This is a genomic window from Bacillus sp. EU55, from assembly GCF_038005925.1.
In the GTDB taxonomy this organism is placed as follows: Bacteria; Bacillota; Bacilli; order Bacillales; family Bacillaceae; genus Bacillus; species Bacillus velezensis.
In genome coordinates this window covers 724,110-742,947 of sequence record NZ_JBBOUE010000001.1, presented here as the reverse complement: position 1 = coordinate 742,947, position 18,838 = coordinate 724,110, and the positions used below count along the sequence as shown (strand labels likewise).

General features: G+C 46.3%; 24 protein-coding genes and 1 pseudogene. 7 read left to right on the top strand and 18 right to left on the bottom strand.

Going from position 1 to position 18,838, the window contains the following annotated elements:
• Positions 1-86: 86 nt before the first annotated feature.
• Complete coding sequence (locus tag NYE50_RS03855) at positions 87-1,157, top strand: DUF3900 domain-containing protein (RefSeq protein ID WP_007609950.1); 1,071 nt, start codon at positions 87-89, stop codon at positions 1,155-1,157.
• Positions 1,158-1,193: 36 nt separating this feature from the next.
• On the opposite strand, the gene NYE50_RS03850 is transcribed toward NYE50_RS03855, so the two are convergent.
• Entirely contained in the window at positions 1,194-2,315 is a 1,122-nt protein-coding gene (locus NYE50_RS03850; protein ID WP_159354695.1) for an FAD-dependent oxidoreductase, read from the bottom strand.
• Between the two features lie 150 nt (positions 2,316-2,465).
• Between NYE50_RS03850 and NYE50_RS03845 the strand changes: the two genes are divergently transcribed.
• Positions 2,466-2,978 (top strand): MarR family winged helix-turn-helix transcriptional regulator, encoded by a 513-nt coding sequence (locus tag NYE50_RS03845; RefSeq protein WP_007408942.1) that lies wholly within the window; start codon positions 2,466-2,468, stop codon positions 2,976-2,978.
• Positions 2,979-3,016: 38 nt separating this feature from the next.
• Here NYE50_RS03845 and NYE50_RS03840 read toward each other — a convergent pair whose 3' ends face one another.
• From NYE50_RS03840 to NYE50_RS03805, 8 genes and pseudogenes are all read right to left on the bottom strand, one after another.
• Positions 3,017-3,661 (bottom strand): Bax inhibitor-1/YccA family protein, encoded by a 645-nt coding sequence (locus tag NYE50_RS03840; protein ID WP_012117028.1) that lies wholly within the window; start codon positions 3,659-3,661, stop codon positions 3,017-3,019.
• A 90-nt stretch (positions 3,662-3,751) separates the two neighbouring features.
• Complete coding sequence (locus NYE50_RS03835; protein WP_015416995.1) at positions 3,752-4,054, bottom strand: hypothetical protein; 303 nt, start codon at positions 4,052-4,054, stop codon at positions 3,752-3,754.
• Positions 4,055-4,083: 29 nt separating this feature from the next.
• Positions 4,084-4,257, bottom strand: a complete 174-nt coding sequence (locus tag NYE50_RS03830; protein WP_003155693.1) for a YezD family protein — start codon at positions 4,255-4,257, stop codon at positions 4,084-4,086.
• Between the two features lie 118 nt (positions 4,258-4,375).
• Positions 4,376-5,445, bottom strand: a pseudogene (locus NYE50_RS03825) (sulfate/molybdate ABC transporter ATP-binding protein).
• Positions 5,446-5,458: 13 nt separating this feature from the next.
• The gene (gene cysW, locus NYE50_RS03820; RefSeq protein WP_103527088.1) at positions 5,459-6,322 is read right to left on the bottom strand and encodes a sulfate ABC transporter permease subunit CysW; all 864 of its coding nucleotides are present in this window, start codon (positions 6,320-6,322) and stop codon (positions 5,459-5,461) included.
• A gap of 10 nt (positions 6,323-6,332) precedes the next feature.
• Positions 6,333-7,169, bottom strand: coding sequence for a sulfate ABC transporter permease subunit CysT (cysT, locus tag NYE50_RS03815; RefSeq protein WP_088056292.1), 837 nt, complete (start codon positions 7,167-7,169; stop codon positions 6,333-6,335).
• A 15-nt stretch (positions 7,170-7,184) separates the two neighbouring features.
• Positions 7,185-8,213 carry a sulfate ABC transporter substrate-binding protein gene (locus tag NYE50_RS03810; RefSeq protein ID WP_172870102.1) on the bottom strand — a complete coding sequence of 343 codons (1,029 nt, stop codon included), beginning with the start codon at positions 8,211-8,213 and terminating at the stop codon, positions 7,185-7,187.
• A 282-nt stretch (positions 8,214-8,495) separates the two neighbouring features.
• Positions 8,496-9,362 carry an STAS domain-containing protein gene (locus tag NYE50_RS03805; protein ID WP_014417142.1) on the bottom strand — a complete coding sequence of 289 codons (867 nt, stop codon included), beginning with the start codon at positions 9,360-9,362 and terminating at the stop codon, positions 8,496-8,498.
• 160 nt (positions 9,363-9,522) lie between these two features.
• On the opposite strand from NYE50_RS03805, the gene NYE50_RS03800 reads away from it, so the two are divergent.
• Together NYE50_RS03800 and hmoA are read left to right on the top strand one after the other, a co-directional pair.
• The gene (locus tag NYE50_RS03800) at positions 9,523-9,885 is read left to right on the top strand and encodes a VOC family protein (protein WP_007408938.1); all 363 of its coding nucleotides are present in this window, start codon (positions 9,523-9,525) and stop codon (positions 9,883-9,885) included.
• Positions 9,886-9,969: 84 nt separating this feature from the next.
• Positions 9,970-10,296 (top strand): heme-degrading oxygenase HmoA, encoded by a 327-nt coding sequence (hmoA, locus tag NYE50_RS03795; protein WP_003155696.1) that lies wholly within the window; start codon positions 9,970-9,972, stop codon positions 10,294-10,296.
• Positions 10,297-10,328: 32 nt separating this feature from the next.
• Here the strand turns inward: hmoA and NYE50_RS03790 are convergent, their stop codons facing one another.
• The 9 genes from NYE50_RS03790 to NYE50_RS03750 form a co-directional block, all read right to left on the bottom strand.
• The gene (locus NYE50_RS03790) at positions 10,329-11,018 is read right to left on the bottom strand and encodes a YetF domain-containing protein (RefSeq protein ID WP_017419063.1); all 690 of its coding nucleotides are present in this window, start codon (positions 11,016-11,018) and stop codon (positions 10,329-10,331) included.
• A gap of 113 nt (positions 11,019-11,131) precedes the next feature.
• A complete protein-coding gene (locus tag NYE50_RS03785) occupies positions 11,132-11,410 on the bottom strand; it encodes a YesK-like family protein (protein ID WP_022552726.1) in 279 nt (92 codons plus the stop codon).
• Between the two features lie 30 nt (positions 11,411-11,440).
• Positions 11,441-11,974, bottom strand: coding sequence for a GNAT family N-acetyltransferase (locus tag NYE50_RS03780; RefSeq protein WP_022552725.1), 534 nt, complete (start codon positions 11,972-11,974; stop codon positions 11,441-11,443).
• Positions 11,975-12,062: 88 nt separating this feature from the next.
• On the bottom strand, positions 12,063-12,632 hold the full coding sequence (gene cotJC / locus NYE50_RS03775; RefSeq protein WP_003155700.1) for a spore coat protein CotJC: 570 nt from the start codon (positions 12,630-12,632) through the stop codon (positions 12,063-12,065).
• 14 nt (positions 12,633-12,646) lie between these two features.
• Positions 12,647-12,910, bottom strand: coding sequence for a spore coat protein CotJB (gene cotJB / locus NYE50_RS03770; protein ID WP_007408934.1), 264 nt, complete (start codon positions 12,908-12,910; stop codon positions 12,647-12,649).
• Positions 12,894-13,142 carry a spore coat-associated protein CotJA gene (gene cotJA, locus NYE50_RS03765; RefSeq protein WP_003155704.1) on the bottom strand — a complete coding sequence of 83 codons (249 nt, stop codon included), beginning with the start codon at positions 13,140-13,142 and terminating at the stop codon, positions 12,894-12,896. Before cotJA ends, cotJB begins: the two co-directional genes overlap by 17 nt.
• Positions 13,143-13,275: 133 nt before the next feature.
• Positions 13,276-14,145, bottom strand: a complete 870-nt coding sequence (ant(6), locus tag NYE50_RS03760; RefSeq protein WP_029973730.1) for an aminoglycoside 6-adenylyltransferase — start codon at positions 14,143-14,145, stop codon at positions 13,276-13,278.
• Between the two features lie 197 nt (positions 14,146-14,342).
• Positions 14,343-14,669, bottom strand: coding sequence for a spore coat protein (locus tag NYE50_RS21925; protein WP_159353879.1), 327 nt, complete (start codon positions 14,667-14,669; stop codon positions 14,343-14,345).
• 179 nt (positions 14,670-14,848) lie between these two features.
• Positions 14,849-15,568, bottom strand: coding sequence for a YebC/PmpR family DNA-binding transcriptional regulator (locus tag NYE50_RS03750; RefSeq protein ID WP_224988021.1), 720 nt, complete (start codon positions 15,566-15,568; stop codon positions 14,849-14,851).
• A 298-nt stretch (positions 15,569-15,866) separates the two neighbouring features.
• On the opposite strand from NYE50_RS03750, the gene NYE50_RS03745 reads away from it, so the two are divergent.
• The 3 genes from NYE50_RS03745 (at position 15,867) to NYE50_RS03735 (ending at position 18,799) form a co-directional block, all read left to right on the top strand.
• Positions 15,867-17,873, top strand: coding sequence for a T7SS effector LXG polymorphic toxin (locus NYE50_RS03745; RefSeq protein WP_159353877.1), 2,007 nt, complete (start codon positions 15,867-15,869; stop codon positions 17,871-17,873).
• Between the two features lie 19 nt (positions 17,874-17,892).
• Positions 17,893-18,348 (top strand): TIGR01741 family protein, encoded by a 456-nt coding sequence (locus tag NYE50_RS03740; protein ID WP_119001987.1) that lies wholly within the window; start codon positions 17,893-17,895, stop codon positions 18,346-18,348.
• Between the two features lie 244 nt (positions 18,349-18,592).
• A complete protein-coding gene (locus NYE50_RS03735) occupies positions 18,593-18,799 on the top strand; it encodes a bacteriocin immunity protein (RefSeq protein ID WP_032867562.1) in 207 nt (68 codons plus the stop codon).
• Positions 18,800-18,838 lie beyond the last annotated feature (39 nt).

Genomic DNA, 18,838 nt, shown 5'->3' with positions numbered 1-18,838 from the left:
CGGATCAATCATCGGATTGACGATCGATAACGGTTTTTTCTATACTGGAGAGGCTTGTTAAATACAGAAATAAGGTGAGTTCACATATGGATTTTGAAATCAAGTTTTTATCGTTTTATGTCATTCAAGTGGAAGGAAAAGACGAACAGGCAAACAAACAGTTCAAACATTTCCAGACCCTTGACACGGAAGAATTTGAAGAAAGCGAGCTGAAGGATTTTCTTGACGGGGAATTGAAGAAAATCGTCAAACGGAAAGCCGAACGGCATCCGCAATCCGAGCAGGTCCCCACAAAAATCGGCCATTTTATCACGGAGCCGGGCCATGAGCTTGATTCAAATCCGAATTACAACCTTTTCAACCGCGCCAGACTTGCGGATACGAAGGAAGCATTTATCGAAGCAAGCGAGCAGTTCGTCCGCACTTACCTTGACACGAGCGCCGTGCGCGGCGGTGTTTTTATCGTGGCATCGGCCGTTCCGCGCAAGTATTTTGAAGACAAATTCGTCTTTATGATGAAATGCGATTTCGAGCCGAAGGTCGCCCGCATCTCAGACGCCTCGTCTCTCATTAAAAAGGTCGAAATGGCCATCACGACAAAAAACATGAAAAGCATTCAATATCCGTATATGCCGGAAGAAGGCATGACGGAAGAGCATGAGCTAAAAATCCACCAGGCCTCGCACGCCCGTTATTTCGAAGATTTTCTCAAATTTGTCGAATACGGCGAATCGATGCCGGAAATCATGAAAAGCCAAGTCATGAACATGGTGCAGGAGCACGTGTATGAAACTTTTGAAGAAAACAGCGAAGAGCTTCAGCAGTTTGAGCACGACATTGAAATTTGGGAAGCGAGTGAAAAGCGGGAAATTCAGGAGCGCCTCGACACCCATCAAGTCATCGAGGCATCCGCGCAGATCATTGAACACACGCCGGAAGCCGAGCTGAAAATGAAAGTCGGAGAAACAGAGATTAAAGGATTACTGGCTGATTTCGGCGAATCCATCCATCTCGCAAAAGTGAACGGGCGCTATGTCGCGCTCATTGAGGCGGAGACGATCTCGTTTGAAAAAGGCAGTTCGCCGGTGGAGTTTCACAAGCCTGAGGGGCTGCATGAGGTGATTGAGCGGATACGGAATAAATCTGAACAAGACTGACAAAAGTCCAGACGCCATGTTCTGGACTTTCTTTATTTAATAAGGCTCTTTGAGCAATCGATAGCATTCACTGATGATGTCTTGGACGCCGGGCGTTCCCTTTATCTCGCGGCGGACGATTTCAGATGAGAGATTCTGCACCTGCAATGCCCGCTCCGCCCGTCTTTCGAAGTATGCTTGACATGCAGTTTCATGGTTTTCGTGTTTTTGCAGTTCTTCACTAAGCACAATCGCGTCTTCAATCGCCATCGCCGCTCCCTGCGCCAATGTCGGCGCTCCTGCATGGACGGCATCCCCGCCCAGAACGACGCGGCCTCTGTGCCACGGTTCTTTAACCGCCATCTGCTCAATCTTATGAAACAAAACGGGATATTCCTTTGACATATTCTCTGTCACAAACTTTACTCCCGGAAATCCGTGCAGCAAGTCTTTCACCCGTTCAAAACGCGTGTCCTCGTCATCCCTGAAGTCAGCGTCATACGGCCGGATGATAAATACGTATCCTGTTTTTTCAGAGAGCGGCACGACCCCGACCTGCGTCTGCCCCTTTTTATACATCAGTGTTGAATCATGAAAAACCGGCTCGGGAAAAGAAATGTAAAATCTGTGCGCTCCCATGCCGAGATACTCCGTTTTCACTTCTCTTTGCAGCATTTGATTGCGGACAGCGGAGCGGATGCCGTCAAAGCCGGCGAGGATGTCAGCCGTCATCGCGGTTCCGTCTGCACAATGCACCGTTATGTCATCTGCTGTTTCTTCGTAAGACACGACTTTTTTACCGAGAAGAATCGTGACCCCCGCCGCTTCAGCATGCTTTTTGAGGATATCGTTTAACGTTTGGCGCAATATATTATTCCGCCCCGGCAGTGAATCATTTAAAAACGCCTCACTCACTTTAAACTGCAGCGTTCCGTTTTCATCATGCTGCTTCAGCCATTCCGTTTGAAAGCCGTGTTGGCAGCATTCATCATACACACCGATTTCCCGCAGCACCCGCAGCGCATTTTGAGGCTGGAGAATGCCCGCTCCGCTTTTTCGCATGCCGGACGCCGCCTCGCAAAGGGTCACTTCAAAACCCGCTCTGCCGAGAGAAATCGCTGCGGACAGGCCGCCGATCCCTCCGCCCGCTATGATGATCTTTTTCACTTCATGGTTCATCACGATACCGCCTTCTCTATTTATTTATTATTCATTAACTATTAGCCACCTTACTATATGAGCTGAAAAACTGTCAATCTTTATAGGTTGCCTTTTGAATCCGGCAAGCTTATACTTTGAATCACTAAAATGGTACGGAGGCTTACAAAAATGGAGTTGAGACATTTGCCGGATTACTCGCAGATTGCCGGACGCGCTGAGATTTACGCCGATATGGATGCTGAATCATTGAAAACATTTTTGACGTTATTTGATATGTCTAAAAAAATGAATCAGGTCATGGAGCATTATTTCTCAAGTCACGGATTGTCCGAAGGGAAATTCAAAATTTTAATGTTTCTGTTTGACGCACCCGGCCACAGCCTGAGCCCGACGGAACTGGCGAAAAAATCCAATGTCACCAAAGCGACCATCACCGGGTTGATCGACGGACTCGCACGGGACGGCTTTGTAAACCGCAGCCGGCATACCGGCGACAGACGAAAAATCAGCATCGAACTCACAAAAGAAGGAAAAGAAAAGCTGATGCTGTTTCTTCCCGGCCACTTCTCCAATATTTCAGGAGTCATGGAAAGCTTCACCGCTGAACAAAAAGCGGAATTGACAAAAATGCTTGAAGTTTTATTTGATAAGCTTCTGCTGTTTTCCGGCGGCAGAACATAAAAAGGCGCCCCTTTTAGCAGGGCGCCTTTTTCGCGCGGTTAATCATCACTGTTTAAAATCCCGAAAAACCGAAGCAGGTTGATAAACAGGTTAATAAAGTCGATATAAAGCGTCAATGCCATCAAAGGAATCAGGTCAGCCGTGATGTCCCGGTGCTTGATCTGGTTCAGATCGTATAAGATATACATTGAAAACACAATCGTTCCGATGACGGAATACGCCATCATGGCGGCGGAATTCAGCGGGCTGAAAATATTAAAGATCCCCACTGCAAGAAGCGCGATAACAGCGACAAGCAAGAAGGACCATAAAAACGACAAGTCCTTTTTCGTCTTAGCGCCAATCGTGCCGAGCACCGCAAAAATCACAAACGAAGAACCGAATGCCTCCAATACGACATAGGCCCCCGCTGCGGACGCATAATGGCTGATAATCGGAAACAGCGTCATTCCGGAAATGAAAGCGAATGAAAACACAAACACATATCCGACGGCTTTTTTTCGGCGCAGCCAAAACGCGGCGATGATCATGACGACCTCTAAGATCGACAGCGGCAGCATCAATGCCGGCGGAATGAACTGGCCCGTATACAGGCCGATTGTCGCAACTAACAGTGTAAATACAAATACCGTTATAATGCGCTGCATAATAGATTGTTTGCTCTCATAAGCAGCAGTTTGCATGTCAAAAGTCCTCCCAAAAAATGATCGTGATAGGTCTATTATAAATAAAATGGGAGAAATTTGCATGATTTTAAGAAGATTTTAAGGATATCAGGCCTGACGTTTTGCTGCGCACTCCTGCATATCCATGAAATCATGCAGTTTTTTCGTCAAGCCGCCGTGCCCGAATCGGATTTTCCCCTTCTGCCCCGGCGTTTTCGCGAAATCGAGGAATGCCAGCACATAAAGACGCCTGACGGGAATCGGAATGACGCCCGCATCATAAAACCAGCCGTCAATTGTATTGAGCACGCCTTTGTTAATGCCGTATTGCTTCGTGCACCAATGCAGAAAGCGCACTTCGGGCAGGTGCAGATACCGGCTCTCCCGGAAAGGAACAGTTGAATGCTTCATATGTACCGCCTCCTGTCATTGGCTGTTTTTTAAGATTGTTTTACTTCTTTGCTCTTCAGGGAAAATCGATATTTCTCCACCTTATCAATTTGTGTCACTTGGGAATTATGAACCGTAATCTGAACTGTCCCGAAATCGAGCGTTTCCAGCGCGCTGATAATCTTTTCGATCACATGCGGATCTACGTTTCCTTTGGACGTCATCATGCTCCCCCTTTATGTCTGGCCGTTCGTCTTTTGACAATGAGTGTTTTAATTCATACTATTCTGATAAGAAATATATAATTATACTATTATGTTTTCATTCAGAAATCAACAGCATTTACACAATTTTCGGATATGTTTTCTTTGCGAAAACTTTCACTTCCTTCGCTTTGACATAAACCGTGTCGCCGACGCCCGCCCCCAAGGCGTCATATTGCTCTTTTGAGAGCTCAATCTCCAAGTGCTGGCCTGTGTCGGTACGGACGGCTTCCAATCTGACGGACGGTCCGATGGCGCGAATATGAGCCGCCCTTGCTTCAAATGAATGCAGACCGGACGGTTTTTTTTCTACGGTAAAATGGTGTGGCCTCACATAAGCGATCCCCTTATCCTGATCAGCATGCCCGACAGGTATTGCCGCGTTTCCGGTGATCAGCTTTCCTCCCTCCACTCTTCCTTCAAATACGTTGACACTGCCGAGAAAGTCGTACACAAACGGATTTGCGGGGTGATCATACACCTCCTGCGGCGTTCCGATCTGTTCAATCGCACCTTCATTCATAATGACGATGCGGTCGGCCACATCAAGCGCTTCTTCCTGTCGTGAGTGACGAAAATACTTGTCATGCCGAATTCATCATGAAGCCGTCTGAGCCATTGTCTTAACTCTTTTCTTACTTTGGCGTCAAGCGCGCCGAACGGTTCATCCAACAGCAGAATGTTCGGTTCTACGGCCAAGGCGCGTGCGAGGGCGGCTCTTTGTCTTTGTCCGCCTGACAGCTGCGAGGGATAGCGCTTTTCATAAGGTTCCAGTTTCACAAGCGCCAGGAGCTCTCTCACCTTTTCGGCAATTTCCTTTTTGGCGGGACGCTGCTTTCGCGGACGGACTTTTAATCCGTAGGCGACATTTTCAAAAATCGTCATCTTGCTGAATAACGCATAGTGCTGAAACACAAAACCGACATGTCTGCTTTTCACATGCGTATCCGTCACATCTTGTTTTCCGAACAGGACACGTCCCCCATCCGCCTGCTCAAGACCGGCAATGACTCTCAATAATGATGTTTTGCCTGAGCCTGACGGACCGAGAAGCGCAACCAGCTCGCCATTATTGACGTGAAGATTGATATCCCGCAATGCCTGATAGTTTCCGTAATGCTTAGAAATACTGTCGATCGTAATCTCCATAATGACTCCTTCCTCATCCGGTTTTGACAGAACGATAACCGGCTTTCCATTCAATGATGTTTTTCAAAAACAGTGTCGCAATCGCAAAAACCGACATGACGGAGGCCGCCGCAAAAGCGGCCGTAAACTGATATTCGTTGTACAAAATTTCGATATGAAGCGGGAGCGTGTTGGTAACACCTCTGATATGACCGGAAACGACTGATACGGCGCCGAATTCGCCGATTGTCCGGGCCGCGCTTAAAATCACCCCGTAGATCAGCCCCCATTTGATATTAGGAAGCGTGACATGCCAAAACGTTCTCCAGCCTCCCGCGCCTAGCGTGACGGAGGCTTCTTCTTCAGCATTTCCTAAGCTTTGCATAAGCGGTATTAATTCCCGGGCGATGAAAGGGAGCGTCACAAACAAGGATGCAAGCACGATTCCCGGGACAGCGAATACGATTTTTATCTGGTGATCAAGTAAAAATGGACCAAGCCAGCCGTGAAGCCCAAACAAAAGGACAAAGATTAAGCCCGCGATTACCGGAGACACGGCAAACGGCAGATCAATCAGTGTCATAAACAGACTTTTCCCCCTGAATTCATATTTGGTCACAGCCCACGCCGCGGCGACGCCGAACAGCGTATTCAGCGGAACCGTGATGAAAACGACGAGGAGCGTCAATTTCATCGCGGCAAGGGAATCCGGATGCGTGACAAAGAGGATATATGCTTCCGCTCCCTTTTTAAAAGCTTCAATAAATATGAATGCAAGCGGCATGATTAAAAATATGGACAAAAAGAGCAGGACCGCTGAGATCAGCACCCATTTCACAACGGGTGATTCCCGCATCTCCCGCTTTGGCCCGGCTGTTTTCGCTGTTTCCAGCTGCATGGCATATCCCCTACCTTCCTGCGTATTTTCTCGCGGTGAGCCATTGCAATCCATTGATGACGAATAAAATAAAGAATGTGATGACAAGCATGACTGCCGCAACAGCCGTTGCCCCGGCATAATCGTATTGCTCTAATTTCGTCATAATGATCAGCGGGGAAATCTCGGTTTTAAACGGCATATTGCCCGCGATAAAAACGACAGAACCATACTCCCCAAGGGCGCGGGCAAAAGATAATGCGAAACCCGATATAATAGAAGGAAAAAGCTCCGGCAGAATGACTTTTTGGAAGGTTTTCCATTTCGAAGCTCCAAGTGAAGCAGATGCTTCTTCCGTTTCCTTTTGGAGATTTTCTAAGACGGGCTGAACCATCCTGACGACAAAAGGCAGACCGATAAACGTCAATGCGATGACAATGCCGATCGGTGTAAAGGAAATACGGAAAGGAAACAACTGTCCGATCCAGCCGTCCGGTGAATACATTGCCGTTAATGTAATGCCTGCGACGGCGGTCGGCAGCGCAAACGGCAGATCAACCAGGCCGTCAGCCAGCCTTTTCCCCGGAAAGTCATATCTCGTCAGCACCCAGGCGATGACAACGCCGAAAACCGCATTGATCAAAGCGGCGCAGCCCGCCGTCAAGAAGCTCAGCCGATAGGAAGCCGCGGCCCTCGGCTCAGAAATGATATGCCAGACGTCCCCGGGCCCCATTGACATCGTATGAAAAAACACCATGGACAGCGGCACGATAACCAAAACGGCCATATATAAAAATGTAAATCCCATCGTTAATCCGAACCCCGGAATCACGGACGGTTTTGTTTTTTTGAAAAGTAACGTTCTCATACTCGTTTCCTCTTTCTATTTCTCATAGATGCTGTCAAAGGTTCCGCCGTCATTGAAATGGGTTTCCTGCGCTTTTTTCCAGCCGCCGAATTCCTTTTCGACCATCACCGTTTTAATCTGCGGGAATTGTTTTTTATACTTTTTCAGAAGCTCTTTATCGCGGGGCCGGTAAAAATTCTTCGCGGCGATCTCCTGCCCTTTTTTGCTGTAGAGATAGGATAAATATGCTTCAGCCGCTTTTTTTGTTCCTTTTTTATCCGCGGTTTTGTCGACGACAGAGACAGAAGGCTCAGCCAGAATGCTGATTGAAGGATTGACAATCTCAAATTTCTCCTTGCCGAATTCCTTCAGTGTGAGATAGGCCTCATTTTCCCAGGCGATCAGCACATCCCCCATCCCTCTTTCTGTAAAACTGGTCGTGGCTCCGCGCGCCCCTGAATCAAGCACTTCCACATTGCCGTAGAGGTCTTTCATAAACTGTTTGATTTTCGTGTCGTCATGATGATACGTTTCATCCGCATATGCCCATGCCGCTAAATAGTTCCATCTGGCTCCGCCCGATGTTTTCGGATTGGGCGTAATGACCGAAACGTCCTTTTTCACCAAGTCAGCCCAATCAGTGATGTGCTTCGGATTCCCTTTTCTGACTAAGAATACGATGGTTGACGTGTAAGGAGTTGATTGATCCGGCAGACGTGACTGCCAGTTTTGATCAATGAGTCGGGCTTTTTCTGCTATCGAATCAATGTCATAACCTAAAGCAAGCGTTACGACATCAGCGTCAAGTCCGTCTATTACGGATCTGGCCTGCTTCCCCGAACCTCCGTGCGACTGCTGAACGGTTACATCTTGACCCGTTTTCTTTTTCCAATAGGAAGAAAAGGCCTGATTATACTCTTTATACAGCTCCCGTGTCGGATCATACGATACATTCAGCAGCTGAACGGTCTTTCCGTCTGCTGACGCGCTGCCGGACTCAGATTGACAGGCTGACAGCGCCCCTGCCAATAAGATCAATACTAAAAATGCCGCTGTTTTTTTCATGTGCCTGATTTCTCCTCTCTTTTTCCGCATAAAAAAAAGGCATATTATCCCCTTTCAAAAAAGGGAAATAATATGCCTTCAGTTGACTGATGGGCAATTATACCGGTATCAGATTTGGGCAGAACGGCCAGCTTTCGTTTGTGTACGATCAGCTATTTGTGCCGGTTCGATGTGTATAAGAATAATTCAAACTATCCCTAGCCGTCAACTAAGTTTTAGACTATTTAAATTGTTTTCCGCTGACAAAAAAAGCGCCCCGCCTCTGGACGGAGCACCTTTTTTCTATGCTTTTGCTTCCTCGATCACACATGTGACACCCATGCTGGCGAGCGCCTGCTCCAGGGAGCCGTAAGTTTGATACTCTGAAAAATCAAGCCCTAATTGGATAGAAGTCTGTGCCACATCAGGCCGAATGCCGGAAAACACGGTTCTGATGCCGAGGAGAAATAACGTTTTCGACAGCATATACAATTGCTGCGCCACCATCGTATCGACAATGGGCACACCGGACAGATCGATCACAAGGTTTGTGATCCGTTTGGCGACACAGTTTTCCGGCACCGTCTCCAAAATCACGCGCGCCCGTCTCGTATCAATCGATCCGATGAGCGGCAGAGTGCCGATCGTATCCGCGATCAAAATAACCGGACAGCTCAATTCGGAAATAAGCTCCTGCTGAGATGACAGCCTTGCGATCATTAATGTCTGAAACTGTTCAGTAAAATCCGTCATCAGCTGATCGAACGAGCTGTTGACAAGGTGATTCCAGCGGCGGGCATCCTCGTTTGTTACGATGTCCTGATGCTCATCCATAAAACGGGTGACCGCCTCCCAAAAGACGGTTCTTGAATTGCCGATCGCCTCAACGACCTCATGAACCTCCGCGTCCTGCTCCACTCTGCTTTTCGCTACCTGTGCGGCCCATTTTTCTTTGTTATGCTGAAAAACGGCCGGATCTTCCAAAAAAGCGCTTGCGATGACCGTGTTTGTAAAGGTATGCTGCTCGATCAGCAGCCGTTTCATTTCCTCACTTAATTGATCCGCAGAATAAAAACGCCCTCTCAGCTTCCGTCTCAGCTTGAGCCATTTTTCCGTCAGCTCTGCCGAATGTGTAATAATATAATCATGAAGTAACTGGTCTTTGTTCACTGCCGTCTCCTCTTTCAAGAATATGTACTTTTGTCTAAATTATAAATCGGAATCGCCGATCGCACTAGAGAAATTAAAAAAACCTGCACATTAAAGCTTTTGATTGCTTTTTTCGGCAGGAGGATACACTATAAAAGAAATGAAACAGGAGGTCAGTATGATGATCAAAAAAATCGCGACAGTCGCCGTATACACTGATGATCAGCAAAAAGCGAAAACATTCTGGACGGAAAAAGCGGGGTTTGAAACCGTCGCCGAGCATCCGATGGGCCCGGGCGCCTTCTGGCTTGAGGTAGCGCCCAAAGGAGCCGCCACTCATTTGGTTATTTATCCGAAATCGATGATGAAAGGCGCCGAGCATATGAAGGCTTCTATCGTATTTGAGTGTGAAGATGTCTTTGCCGCATACGAACAGATGAAAAAGAACGGCATCACCTTTTTAGATGAACCGAAACAAATGGAATGGGGCAGCTTCGTGCAATTTAAAGATGAGGATGGTCATGTCTTTCTCCTGAAATCGTAATCCGTCAGGCATCTTAATTGACTTTGAGAATCATTTTCATTTAAAATGTTGGATAAAGCGTAGAAATGATTGGAGAGATGCCAGATGTTCGTGCAAATCAGAAAAATGACCGTAAAAGAAGGACATGCCGACAAAGTAATCGAACGCTTCAGTTCAGAAGGCGTGATTGAAAAGCAGGAAGGTTTGATAGACGTAACGGTCCTGGAAAAAAAAGTCCGCCGCGGTGATGAAGAAGTCGTCGTGTTAATCCGCTGGGAGTCAGAAGATCATTGGAAACAATGGGAAAAAAGCGAAGACCACATCGCGGCCCACAAAGCAAACCAAGGCAAGCCGAAACCTGATTATATGCTTGGGACGGATGTCGGTATGTATCATGTCAGAGCCGTTAAAACAGGCGTACACGAAAAATAATAAAGAGCATTTGCCCCAGGGCAATGCTCTTTTTATTTTTTCTCCTCATACGGCAGGACAAACAGCGGTTTATCGGGCTTCCATTCCGCATACAGCACGTCCTCCGTTTTTTTGATGTTCAGCTTTTTCAGCTCCTGATTCAGCTGCTTTTCTTCCAGCCCGGCTTCTTTCAGATTTTCATACAGCACTTCGCCGTCAATAATCAGCGTGACCGGCAAAGAGACCTGCTTCGGCTTTATTTGCATGTCGCCGTTTTTCGTCGTATCATATTGAAATTTCGGCAGGACGCTGACCATCCCGTTTGTTTCTAAAATCGCGTACTCCGCTTCCTGTATGGAAAAGCAATTCGCCTGTCTGAGAAGGCTTTGCAATTGATTAATGTCCAGCTTATTCTTTTTCAGCACATCATATTTCAGTTTTCCTTTATGTATGATAATACTCGGCTCGCCTTCCAACAGCTTTCTGGTGCTTTTTACTTTCTGCGTAATCAGTTCGATGAGATAAATTAAAACTCCCCATAACAGAGAAGCAAAAATGATTTCAATAATCCTGACGTTTTTATCATACACCGCATTTCCGACCAGTTCGCCGAGGATGAGCGCAGAAATAAAATCAAACGGCGTAATTTGCGAGAATTGAGTTTTTCCAAGCAATTTTAAAATCACAAATAAAATACCCAAACCGCATACTAACTCCCAAGCCACTGTAAGTAAATGTCCCATATTCGCACCTTCTTCTTAAAAGTCATTACCATTATGGACATTCGCCTGTTTTCTATACAGCGGCCGGCAACACACAAAAAAACGCAGCCGAGGCCGCGTTTTTTCACTTCTGCTTACTGTTTTTGATTCGATCTGACGACCCGTAAACACACCTCAGCGGCATAACCGGCGGCCGCTCCGGAACCCGCAAACATCGCGGCAAGCCCCAAGCCCATTCCTTCCCAGCCGCCGACACCGAAAATGCTGTAAACAACCGTACTTAAAGCAGTCAGGCCCAGCACCGCCAAAAGGCACTCAGGCCACATCTTTTTCGGCCATTTCTTACGGAGCACAGCCGATACGGCAAAGTTAAGACAAAATGCGGCCAGACAGATCAGATAAAAAAACCCCATGTCTTTTGCACCTCCGTCATGAGGAGCTTTTTATTTACTCATCTTTTTTTCAAACAAATGATAACCCGGCGCGAGTCCTTTTGATTCGTACCCCATTCCGCTGTAAAACGACTGAAGCGCCTTGTTTTCGGACACGCAATCGAGCCGGATTTTCGTTTTTCCCGGACAAGACACACCCGTCTCCGCCCAAGTCATGATTGTCCGGCCGAGCCTCTCGCCTGCAAACCGCCTGTTAATCGCCAGCCGGTGGAGATATACGGACTCCTCATGTCCTTCATCGCCCCAAAGACGTCTGTCCCACCCGCTTGCTTCGGGAAGCAGCATGACGACGCCGGCCAGCTCTTCATTCTGCCTGAATAAAAAAACATACCCTTTGGCGATCGCCTCCCGCATATTGTGGGTATCTTCCCCTTGCAGAAGGCCGCTCCACTGGTTCGACCCTTTATCGCGAAGCCATTCTGCCGCTTGCACGAGCAGATCCATGACCTCTTCTTCATCATCCTTCCGGGCGGGGGTGACCCGGAATGCCCCCGCCTTCTCCTCCGTGATCGTAAATGGTGTCATAAAATCCTCCTGTAATCAGAATATTCGACACCTTTATTATAGACCAAACGCTGAAAGGAAAAAAACAGCCGTCATGTTTGAGGGCCGTTTAAAAAATTTTCTTCTTATCACGTTCTTCTTTTAAAATCTCAACCGCTTCCCTGAAACGCATAGAGTGGACGATTTCACGCTCACGCAGAAAACGGAGTGAATCATTCAGGTCAGGATCATCGGAAATATCAATAATCCATTGATACGTCGCTCTCGCCTTTTCTTCAGCCGCAATATCCTCATATAAATCAGCGATCGGATCTCCCTTCGCCTGTATGTAAGACGCTGTGAACGGAACTCCGGCCGCATTGTGATAAAACAGCGCGCTGTCATGGTTGACGTAATGATCACTGAGCCCTGCATCACGCAGCTGCTCCGGGGTCGCGTCTTTTGTCAGCTTATAAATCATCGTCGCAATCATTTCTAAATGCGCAAACTCCTCCGTGCCGATATCCGTCAGCAGGCCGATCACCTTGTCAGGAATCGTGTAGCGCTGGTTTAAGTACCGGAGCGCTGCGGCCAATTCGCCGTCCGCCCCGCCGTATTGTTCAATGAGAAACTTAGCCAGCATCGGGTTGCATGTACTGACTTTAACCGGATACTGCAGTTTTTTTTCATATACCCACATTTACAGATCCCTCCTTATACTTGCCATGGCCAAGGACCGCGGCCCCAGTCCCATTGAGCGCCGACCTGACTCACGCCGAATTGCAGAAGCGGTCCGTACTCAGGCTCAAACCGCTTTCTCAGCTGTCTTGAGTACCGGGAATATTCATGAAACTGCTGAAGCGCGAGACGGTCATGGGGATGCGTATCCAGATAAAGCGTCAGCTCCACCAAGACAAAGTCCGCCGCCTGAATTTGCTCCAGCAGCCGATAGTATTCATCATCAATCTTTTTCGCCATATTCGATTCCCCCCCGATAAGGATTATCATAGAAATCGTAAAGATCCTTCCAAAGGGTCCCTTTTCTCAATGCCTCCATCGGAGAAAACTGCTCCAAGTGATACGGCTGAAACCGCATATAAAGATGCGGCGGCGTTCTGTAATATTTTCTCCCGATCGGCGGGCAGGGATCAAACCGGCTGTGGAAGGGTTTATAGGATTTGACCGGTGTAAACGGCTGATTTTCTTTCATTACGATCCTCCTTTCCTAAACACATGACCTTAATAGGTATGAATCCGTACCGGCATTTATGCCCTGTAAGAAAATAAAAAAGCCCGTTAAAAACGGACTCAATGCAACTCATCTGGAATTTGAAGTGAAACAATCATAATGAAAAATCTGCTTGAAAGCGCTGATAATGTTTTAATGTATATTCCGTAATTTGTTGATCATATTCAGGATATTCATATCTCAATAAAACAGCCACTGACTTTGAATATGCTCTAAAGAGACCTTGGCAGTCAAACAATGCCTTCCACACGCTTTCATAAGTATTGCCGGCATAAGTATTCAGCAGGATTTCCCAATCTTTCGCATTCATGTAATGTTGAATATACTTATAATTCTTCCCTACACTTAATGAAAACTGATTCTCTATCCCGATATTCCACGCAATCATACGCAAAACATTAGGCCTTAAAATGTCATTCATATGATCCAGCGCAAACAGTATTTCTTTACGCATTAATCCTTTAATCACATAGGTTGAAACCATCCAAAATTCATTGCAGCAATCATCAAACTCTCTGGAGGTCGGTTTCTTTATATGATATTGTTCATCACTCGCAATAACCTTACTATTGATTCGGTCATCCTTGTCTAATACTATTTCCGCCAAACCATCACTCTGTGTAAAATAATCCTCTGTTTGACTCAGAGGGATCAAAGTTAAGTCGATTTTATGATGATCTTTAAATAGCATTAGATAGGAGAACCAGTCTCCGAGTTCCGGAGGGAAAAGTTCCATATCTTCAGGTTTTTGCATCATCATTCTTTCGCCAAACTGATCCAGCCAGCTGTCGTCAGATGTGAAGGAGTCCATATCGGTCACAAAATAAGAAATATCATAGTCTTGAAATCTGTCTCTCGGTACATTTTTATTGGTTCTTGATCCCTCTAAAGTGACAAGACGGATTCTCTCGTCCTTCATCGCAATATCAAGAATCAATTTCATCATTTCGTCTTCACTTCTCACATGTAAAACCTCCCGATAAAGAGATTTTTACAGATCATGCTTTTCAGTTTATAAACAACAGAAAGAAAAGGTTTGTGAGCTTGCTCATGATTTACAGAAAGCCTTATGTACTTGATGATTTTGCTCCAATCGTAACACATCTGCAAGAACATGAGAAGAGCACTCCTGCTGTTCCAAGAGTGCTTTTTCCCGAATGGTCAGATATATTGGCTGTCCCGATGATGATGATGGAACGGGTAGCCGCCGTAGCCTCCGCCATAGCCGCCGAAACCGTACCCCGGATATCCCCCGTAGCCGCCGTAACCGCCGTAGCCGCCAAAACCGCCGTAACCGCCAAAACCGTATCCCGGGTAGCCGTAGCCTCCGCCGAAACCGTATCCCGGGTAGCCGTAGCCTCCGCCGAAACCGTATCCCGGATATCCTCCGAAGCCTCCGTGGCCGCCAAAACCGTACCCCGGGTAGCCTCCGAAGCCTCCATAGCCGCCGCCAAAGCCGCCGCCGTAAATCGGTCTTCTTTCATTCATGACTTATCGCTCCTTCACATAGGTTACAGTCCAGTTTATGACATCCGGAAGGAAACGTATGGGCATCCGCCCAGTTTTGGCGAAATAATCAATAATTGCTTACGGAGACATACGATACAGGCCGACCGCGTAAGCAAAATAAAAAGGCCGGAACTTATGCCGCCCCGGCCTGTTTGTCTTTATTCGCCTAAATCTACATTGTGATAAACCTGCTGTACGTCTTCGAGGTCTTCCAGCACATCGATCAGCTTTTCAAATTGAGCTTTCGCATCTTCCGGAAGCTCGACTTCATTTTGCGCAAGCATCGTCAGCTCGGCAACCGTGAACTCTTCAACGCCGGCATTTTTGAATGCCTCCTGCACGGCATGGAATTGGTCAGGCTCGGCATACACGATAACACTGTCATCCTCTTCTAAAATATCGCGCACGTCCACATCAGCTTCCATCAGCAATTCCAGCGCTTCATCCGCCGTCTTGCCTTCAACGCCGATAACGGCAGTCGCATCAAACATGTAAGCGACAGACCCGCTCACACCCATATTTCCGCCGTTTTTCCCGAATGCGGCGCGCACTTCAGGCGCCGTGCGGTTTACATTATTCGTTAACGCGTCAACGATGATCATTGAACCGTTCGGCCCGAAACCTTCGTAACGCAGCTCGTCAAAGTTCTCCTCCGCGCCGCCTTTCGCCTTTTCAATCGCACGCTCAATAATATTTTTCGGCACACTGTACGTCTTCGCGCGCTCAAGCGCCACTTTTAACGCCTGGTTCGATTCCGGATCTGGCTCGCCCTGTTTTGCCGCCACATAAATCTCACGGCCGAACTTCGCGTAAATCCGGCTCGTATTTGCGTCCTTCGATGCTTTCTTTTCTTTAATATTGTTCCACTTACGGCCCATTTTGTTCCACTCTCTTTCACGAATTGAATCTGTATGATAAATACTCTGCTTCTATTATACCTCAGCGGTTGGGTTGTTTCGAGTGTAAGACATTAGAAAAAACAGGCACGCTTAAAATCACCGGAGCGCAGTAAGCTGAATGTGAGGGTTATCATACAAAACATAAAAAGCCTCCCTTCATACAGGAAGGAAGTCGCAAGCCAAAAGATTCATTTTATTCTTATTACCTATTTCCTACACTGTATATCCCGACTCACGTGGTAAAATTTTGATATCGAACAAAAGAAAGGATATGGTCATGAAAGTTTTCGAAGCAACCACCCTCCTCGCCGCTGCCAAACAGCGCGCGGGTGAATACAAAAAACTGCGCGGCCAGATGGTTAATCTGAAAAAAGCGTTTCAAGGTATGGCTGATCTTGGTGACGGCGATTTCTCCGGCCGGGGTGCCAATAATATCAAAGCCTTTTTCCAGGATCACGCCGGCGTCACAGACAGCTGGCTTGATCTGATCGACATGAAAATCGCATTTCTCACAAGCCTTCCCGGCAAAATCGAAGACGCCGGACTTTCCAATTCGCATGTGGAGGAATCATTTCTGGAGCACGAGCTCACCCACGCCCTCAGTAAATCAAAGGCAATTATGGAAGGGCAAAAAAAGGACATGGGGTCCATCCTCAGAGAGATCGAAGACATCATCTCGCTTGATCTGTTTTCAACCGAAAGCACAGATCAGAAGCTTTCTTCAGCTGACAAAAAAAGAAGCGAAACCATACATAAGCTCGGGAAGCTTGATCACGATCTAACGAAGGAATACACAGAAACCGAAGCGAACGAACAGTTCATTCAGGCCGACTTCCAGCAGCTCCAAAACGCTACAGGCAAAGGAAAAAGCGCCACGCCGCTTCACTACAACGCCAAAGCGTATCGCGAAAGCGACATCCATAAGAAAAAAGGCGATATCGCAAGACATTCGGATGCTTATTTGACGATTAAAAAGGAAGAGGCGAAAGAGCGGGAGATTGAAAAACTGAAAGAAAGACTGAAAAACTACGATTATGCGAATGCCGATGAATTCTACTCAATGGCCAAAACAATCGGCTATAAAAACCTGACAAAAGAACAGCAGCGCTACTTCACTCAAATTGAAAACACGCGTGAACTTACAGACGGTTTCAAAGGCGTTGCCGTCGGCCTTTATGATTCCGGAAAAGACGCGGTCACAGGCCTGTGGGATATGGTCACAGATCCGGGCGGAACGGTTGAAGCCATTACAGGAGCGGTGGCTCACCCGATCAAAACGTATGAAGCCATTTCAGCGGCAATCGAAGAATCGTACCAAAAAGACATGGTGAATGGCGACACCTACTCCAGAGCAAGATGGGTGTCATATGCAGTGGGCACCGTTGTGACATCAGTCGTCGGCACAAAAGGCGTCGGCGCCGTCTCAAAAACAGGCACAGCCGCCAAAGTGACAACCAAAGTCAAAACAGCAGCACGCAAATCCGCCACAGCACAAAAAGCGATAACGGTCTCAAAACAAACCGTTGATCACCTCAAACAAAAAGTAAACACAGGCATGGAAGTATCAAAAAAACGCGTCAAAACCAAGCTAAATCAAATCGGAGATCTGACCCTGGCTGATATTCTCCCGTATCATCCGCGTCACGACTTAGTGCCGGCAGGCGTTCCTTACAACGCAGTCAACGGGGTCACACTTAAAGAAGGACTTCAGAAATTCGCCAAGGTCATCCTGCCGAAGCCGTACGGAACCTCCGCAAGCGGCAGACGGACACCGGCACCGCATGTACCGCCGGTAACGGTCAAATACGGCGAGCATTTTGCGAAATGGACTAGAAAGAAAGTATTGAAGCCGAATGTCATCTACAAAACAAAGGAAGGCTACACGTACACCACTGACAACTATGGTAGAATTACAAGTGTCAAAGCAGACTTGCAGCTGGGAGAAGCAAAACGCAACCAATATGCACAGTCAAAAGCAGGTAAACCAGACCGTCTGACAGATGACGACGGAGGCCACCTAATCGCCACCCAATTCAAAGGCTCAGGCCAATTCGACAACATCGTGCCGATGAATTCTCAGATTAATAGGAGCGGCGGGAAATGGTATGAGATGGAACAGGAGTGGGCAAAAGCTCTAAGCAAGAAACCACCTAAAAAAGTAGCAGTTCAAATAGAACCTGTCTATTCTGGGGATTCACTTAGACCATCATATTTCGATGTAACTTACAAAATTGGGAGCAGAAAAGAAATAAGTGTCTCTATTAAAAATCAGCGAGGGGGTTAACCTAATGGAAACTAAGAGAATGCAAGATTTATATCAACTTATTGGAGAAAAACTAAATGACATTATACCTGGTGAATGGACAAAGATATATCTTTATGCAGAAGTATTAGATGATTCCACAATGGTTCTTTTTCACTTCAGAACACCAGAAAATAATCAAATTATTTATTCACAAGATATACCTAGCCATTACAACGTAAGCAAGGATATTTTCAAGACGTTGTTAAGAGAACTAAGAGAACTTTTTGAAGAATTAAAAACTGAACACAGAAATAATAACGATGATGTTTGGACGAACCTTACACTAACATTGGATAGCAGCGGAGAATTCCAATTAGATTATAATTATGATGATATTTTAACATCAGAATTAGATGGATATGAAAGAATCGCAATATGGGAATATAAAAACCTTGGTATTTTGCCTGAAGATGAGGATGATAAAGAATTTGTAATTAGTTACCTCGGTCTATAATTAAAAAATAGCTCAGCCCTACTCTGCTGAGCTATTTTTTATAAACCAATCTAAAATAAAGAAATTTCAGAGGTTTTCTATATGAATATATTGATTATAAATACAATTAATAAACTCTATAACGAGGCTAACCTTTCTCAAGACAATTATCTATCATTATGCAAACAACCTATAACATTACCAGAAGAAATAAAGTTATTTGTAAAAAAAATCAATGGAGATACAATCTATCGGAGGGTAAACAATGGATAAACTGACAAAAGAAGAGTTGATCTTGCTTGTAAAGGAATTAATGAACCCAACATTAGATGATGAGAAAGTCAGTGAATATCTCGCTTTATTAGAGAAAAATGTTCCTCATCCGGCACCAAGTGATTTAATTTTCTGGAGCAATGAAGATTACACAGCGGAACAGGTTGTAAAAATTGCTCTAAATTATAAAGATGAGTAGTCTAACAAACCATTAAACAGATATAGCAAATCTGAAATG

What these genes read in the sequence shown, in the direction of transcription:
- NYE50_RS21925 (WP_159353879.1), bottom strand. Translation starts at nt 14,669, where the DNA reads ATGAATGAAAGAAGACCGATTTACGGCGGCGGCTTTGGCGGCGGCTAT.
- NYE50_RS03750 (WP_224988021.1), bottom strand. Translation starts at nt 15,568, where the DNA reads ATGGGCCGTAAGTGGAACAATATTAAAGAAAAGAAAGCATCGAAGGAC.
- NYE50_RS03840 (WP_012117028.1), bottom strand. Translation starts at nt 3,661, where the DNA reads ATGCAAACTGCTGCTTATGAGAGCAAACAATCTATTATGCAGCGCATT.
- cotJA (WP_003155704.1), bottom strand. Translation starts at nt 13,142, where the DNA reads ATGAAAGAAAATCAGCCGTTTACACCGGTCAAATCCTATAAACCCTTC.
- cotJC (WP_003155700.1), bottom strand. Translation starts at nt 12,632, where the DNA reads ATGTGGGTATATGAAAAAAAACTGCAGTATCCGGTTAAAGTCAGTACA.
- NYE50_RS03745 (WP_159353877.1), top strand. Translation starts at nt 15,867, where the DNA reads ATGAAAGTTTTCGAAGCAACCACCCTCCTCGCCGCTGCCAAACAGCGC.
- NYE50_RS03785 (WP_022552726.1), bottom strand. Translation starts at nt 11,410, where the DNA reads ATGGGGTTTTTTTATCTGATCTGTCTGGCCGCATTTTGTCTTAACTTT.
- cysW (WP_103527088.1), bottom strand. Translation starts at nt 6,322, where the DNA reads ATGCAGCTGGAAACAGCGAAAACAGCCGGGCCAAAGCGGGAGATGCGG.
- NYE50_RS03850 (WP_159354695.1), bottom strand. Translation starts at nt 2,315, where the DNA reads ATGAACCATGAAGTGAAAAAGATCATCATAGCGGGCGGAGGGATCGGC.
- NYE50_RS03790 (WP_017419063.1), bottom strand. Translation starts at nt 11,018, where the DNA reads ATGGGACATTTACTTACAGTGGCTTGGGAGTTAGTATGCGGTTTGGGT.
- cotJB (WP_007408934.1), bottom strand. Translation starts at nt 12,910, where the DNA reads ATGGCGAAAAAGATTGATGATGAATACTATCGGCTGCTGGAGCAAATT.
- NYE50_RS03780 (WP_022552725.1), bottom strand. Translation starts at nt 11,974, where the DNA reads ATGACACCATTTACGATCACGGAGGAGAAGGCGGGGGCATTCCGGGTC.
- NYE50_RS03740 (WP_119001987.1), top strand. Translation starts at nt 17,893, where the DNA reads ATGCAAGATTTATATCAACTTATTGGAGAAAAACTAAATGACATTATA.
- cysT (WP_088056292.1), bottom strand. Translation starts at nt 7,169, where the DNA reads ATGAGAACGTTACTTTTCAAAAAAACAAAACCGTCCGTGATTCCGGGG.
- NYE50_RS03855 (WP_007609950.1), top strand. Translation starts at nt 87, where the DNA reads ATGGATTTTGAAATCAAGTTTTTATCGTTTTATGTCATTCAAGTGGAA.
- NYE50_RS03735 (WP_032867562.1), top strand. Translation starts at nt 18,593, where the DNA reads ATGGATAAACTGACAAAAGAAGAGTTGATCTTGCTTGTAAAGGAATTA.
- NYE50_RS03800 (WP_007408938.1), top strand. Translation starts at nt 9,523, where the DNA reads ATGATCAAAAAAATCGCGACAGTCGCCGTATACACTGATGATCAGCAA.
- NYE50_RS03810 (WP_172870102.1), bottom strand. Translation starts at nt 8,213, where the DNA reads ATGAAAAAAACAGCGGCATTTTTAGTATTGATCTTATTGGCAGGGGCG.
- NYE50_RS03845 (WP_007408942.1), top strand. Translation starts at nt 2,466, where the DNA reads ATGGAGTTGAGACATTTGCCGGATTACTCGCAGATTGCCGGACGCGCT.
- hmoA (WP_003155696.1), top strand. Translation starts at nt 9,970, where the DNA reads ATGTTCGTGCAAATCAGAAAAATGACCGTAAAAGAAGGACATGCCGAC.
- NYE50_RS03835 (WP_015416995.1), bottom strand. Translation starts at nt 4,054, where the DNA reads ATGAAGCATTCAACTGTTCCTTTCCGGGAGAGCCGGTATCTGCACCTG.
- NYE50_RS03830 (WP_003155693.1), bottom strand. Translation starts at nt 4,257, where the DNA reads ATGACGTCCAAAGGAAACGTAGATCCGCATGTGATCGAAAAGATTATC.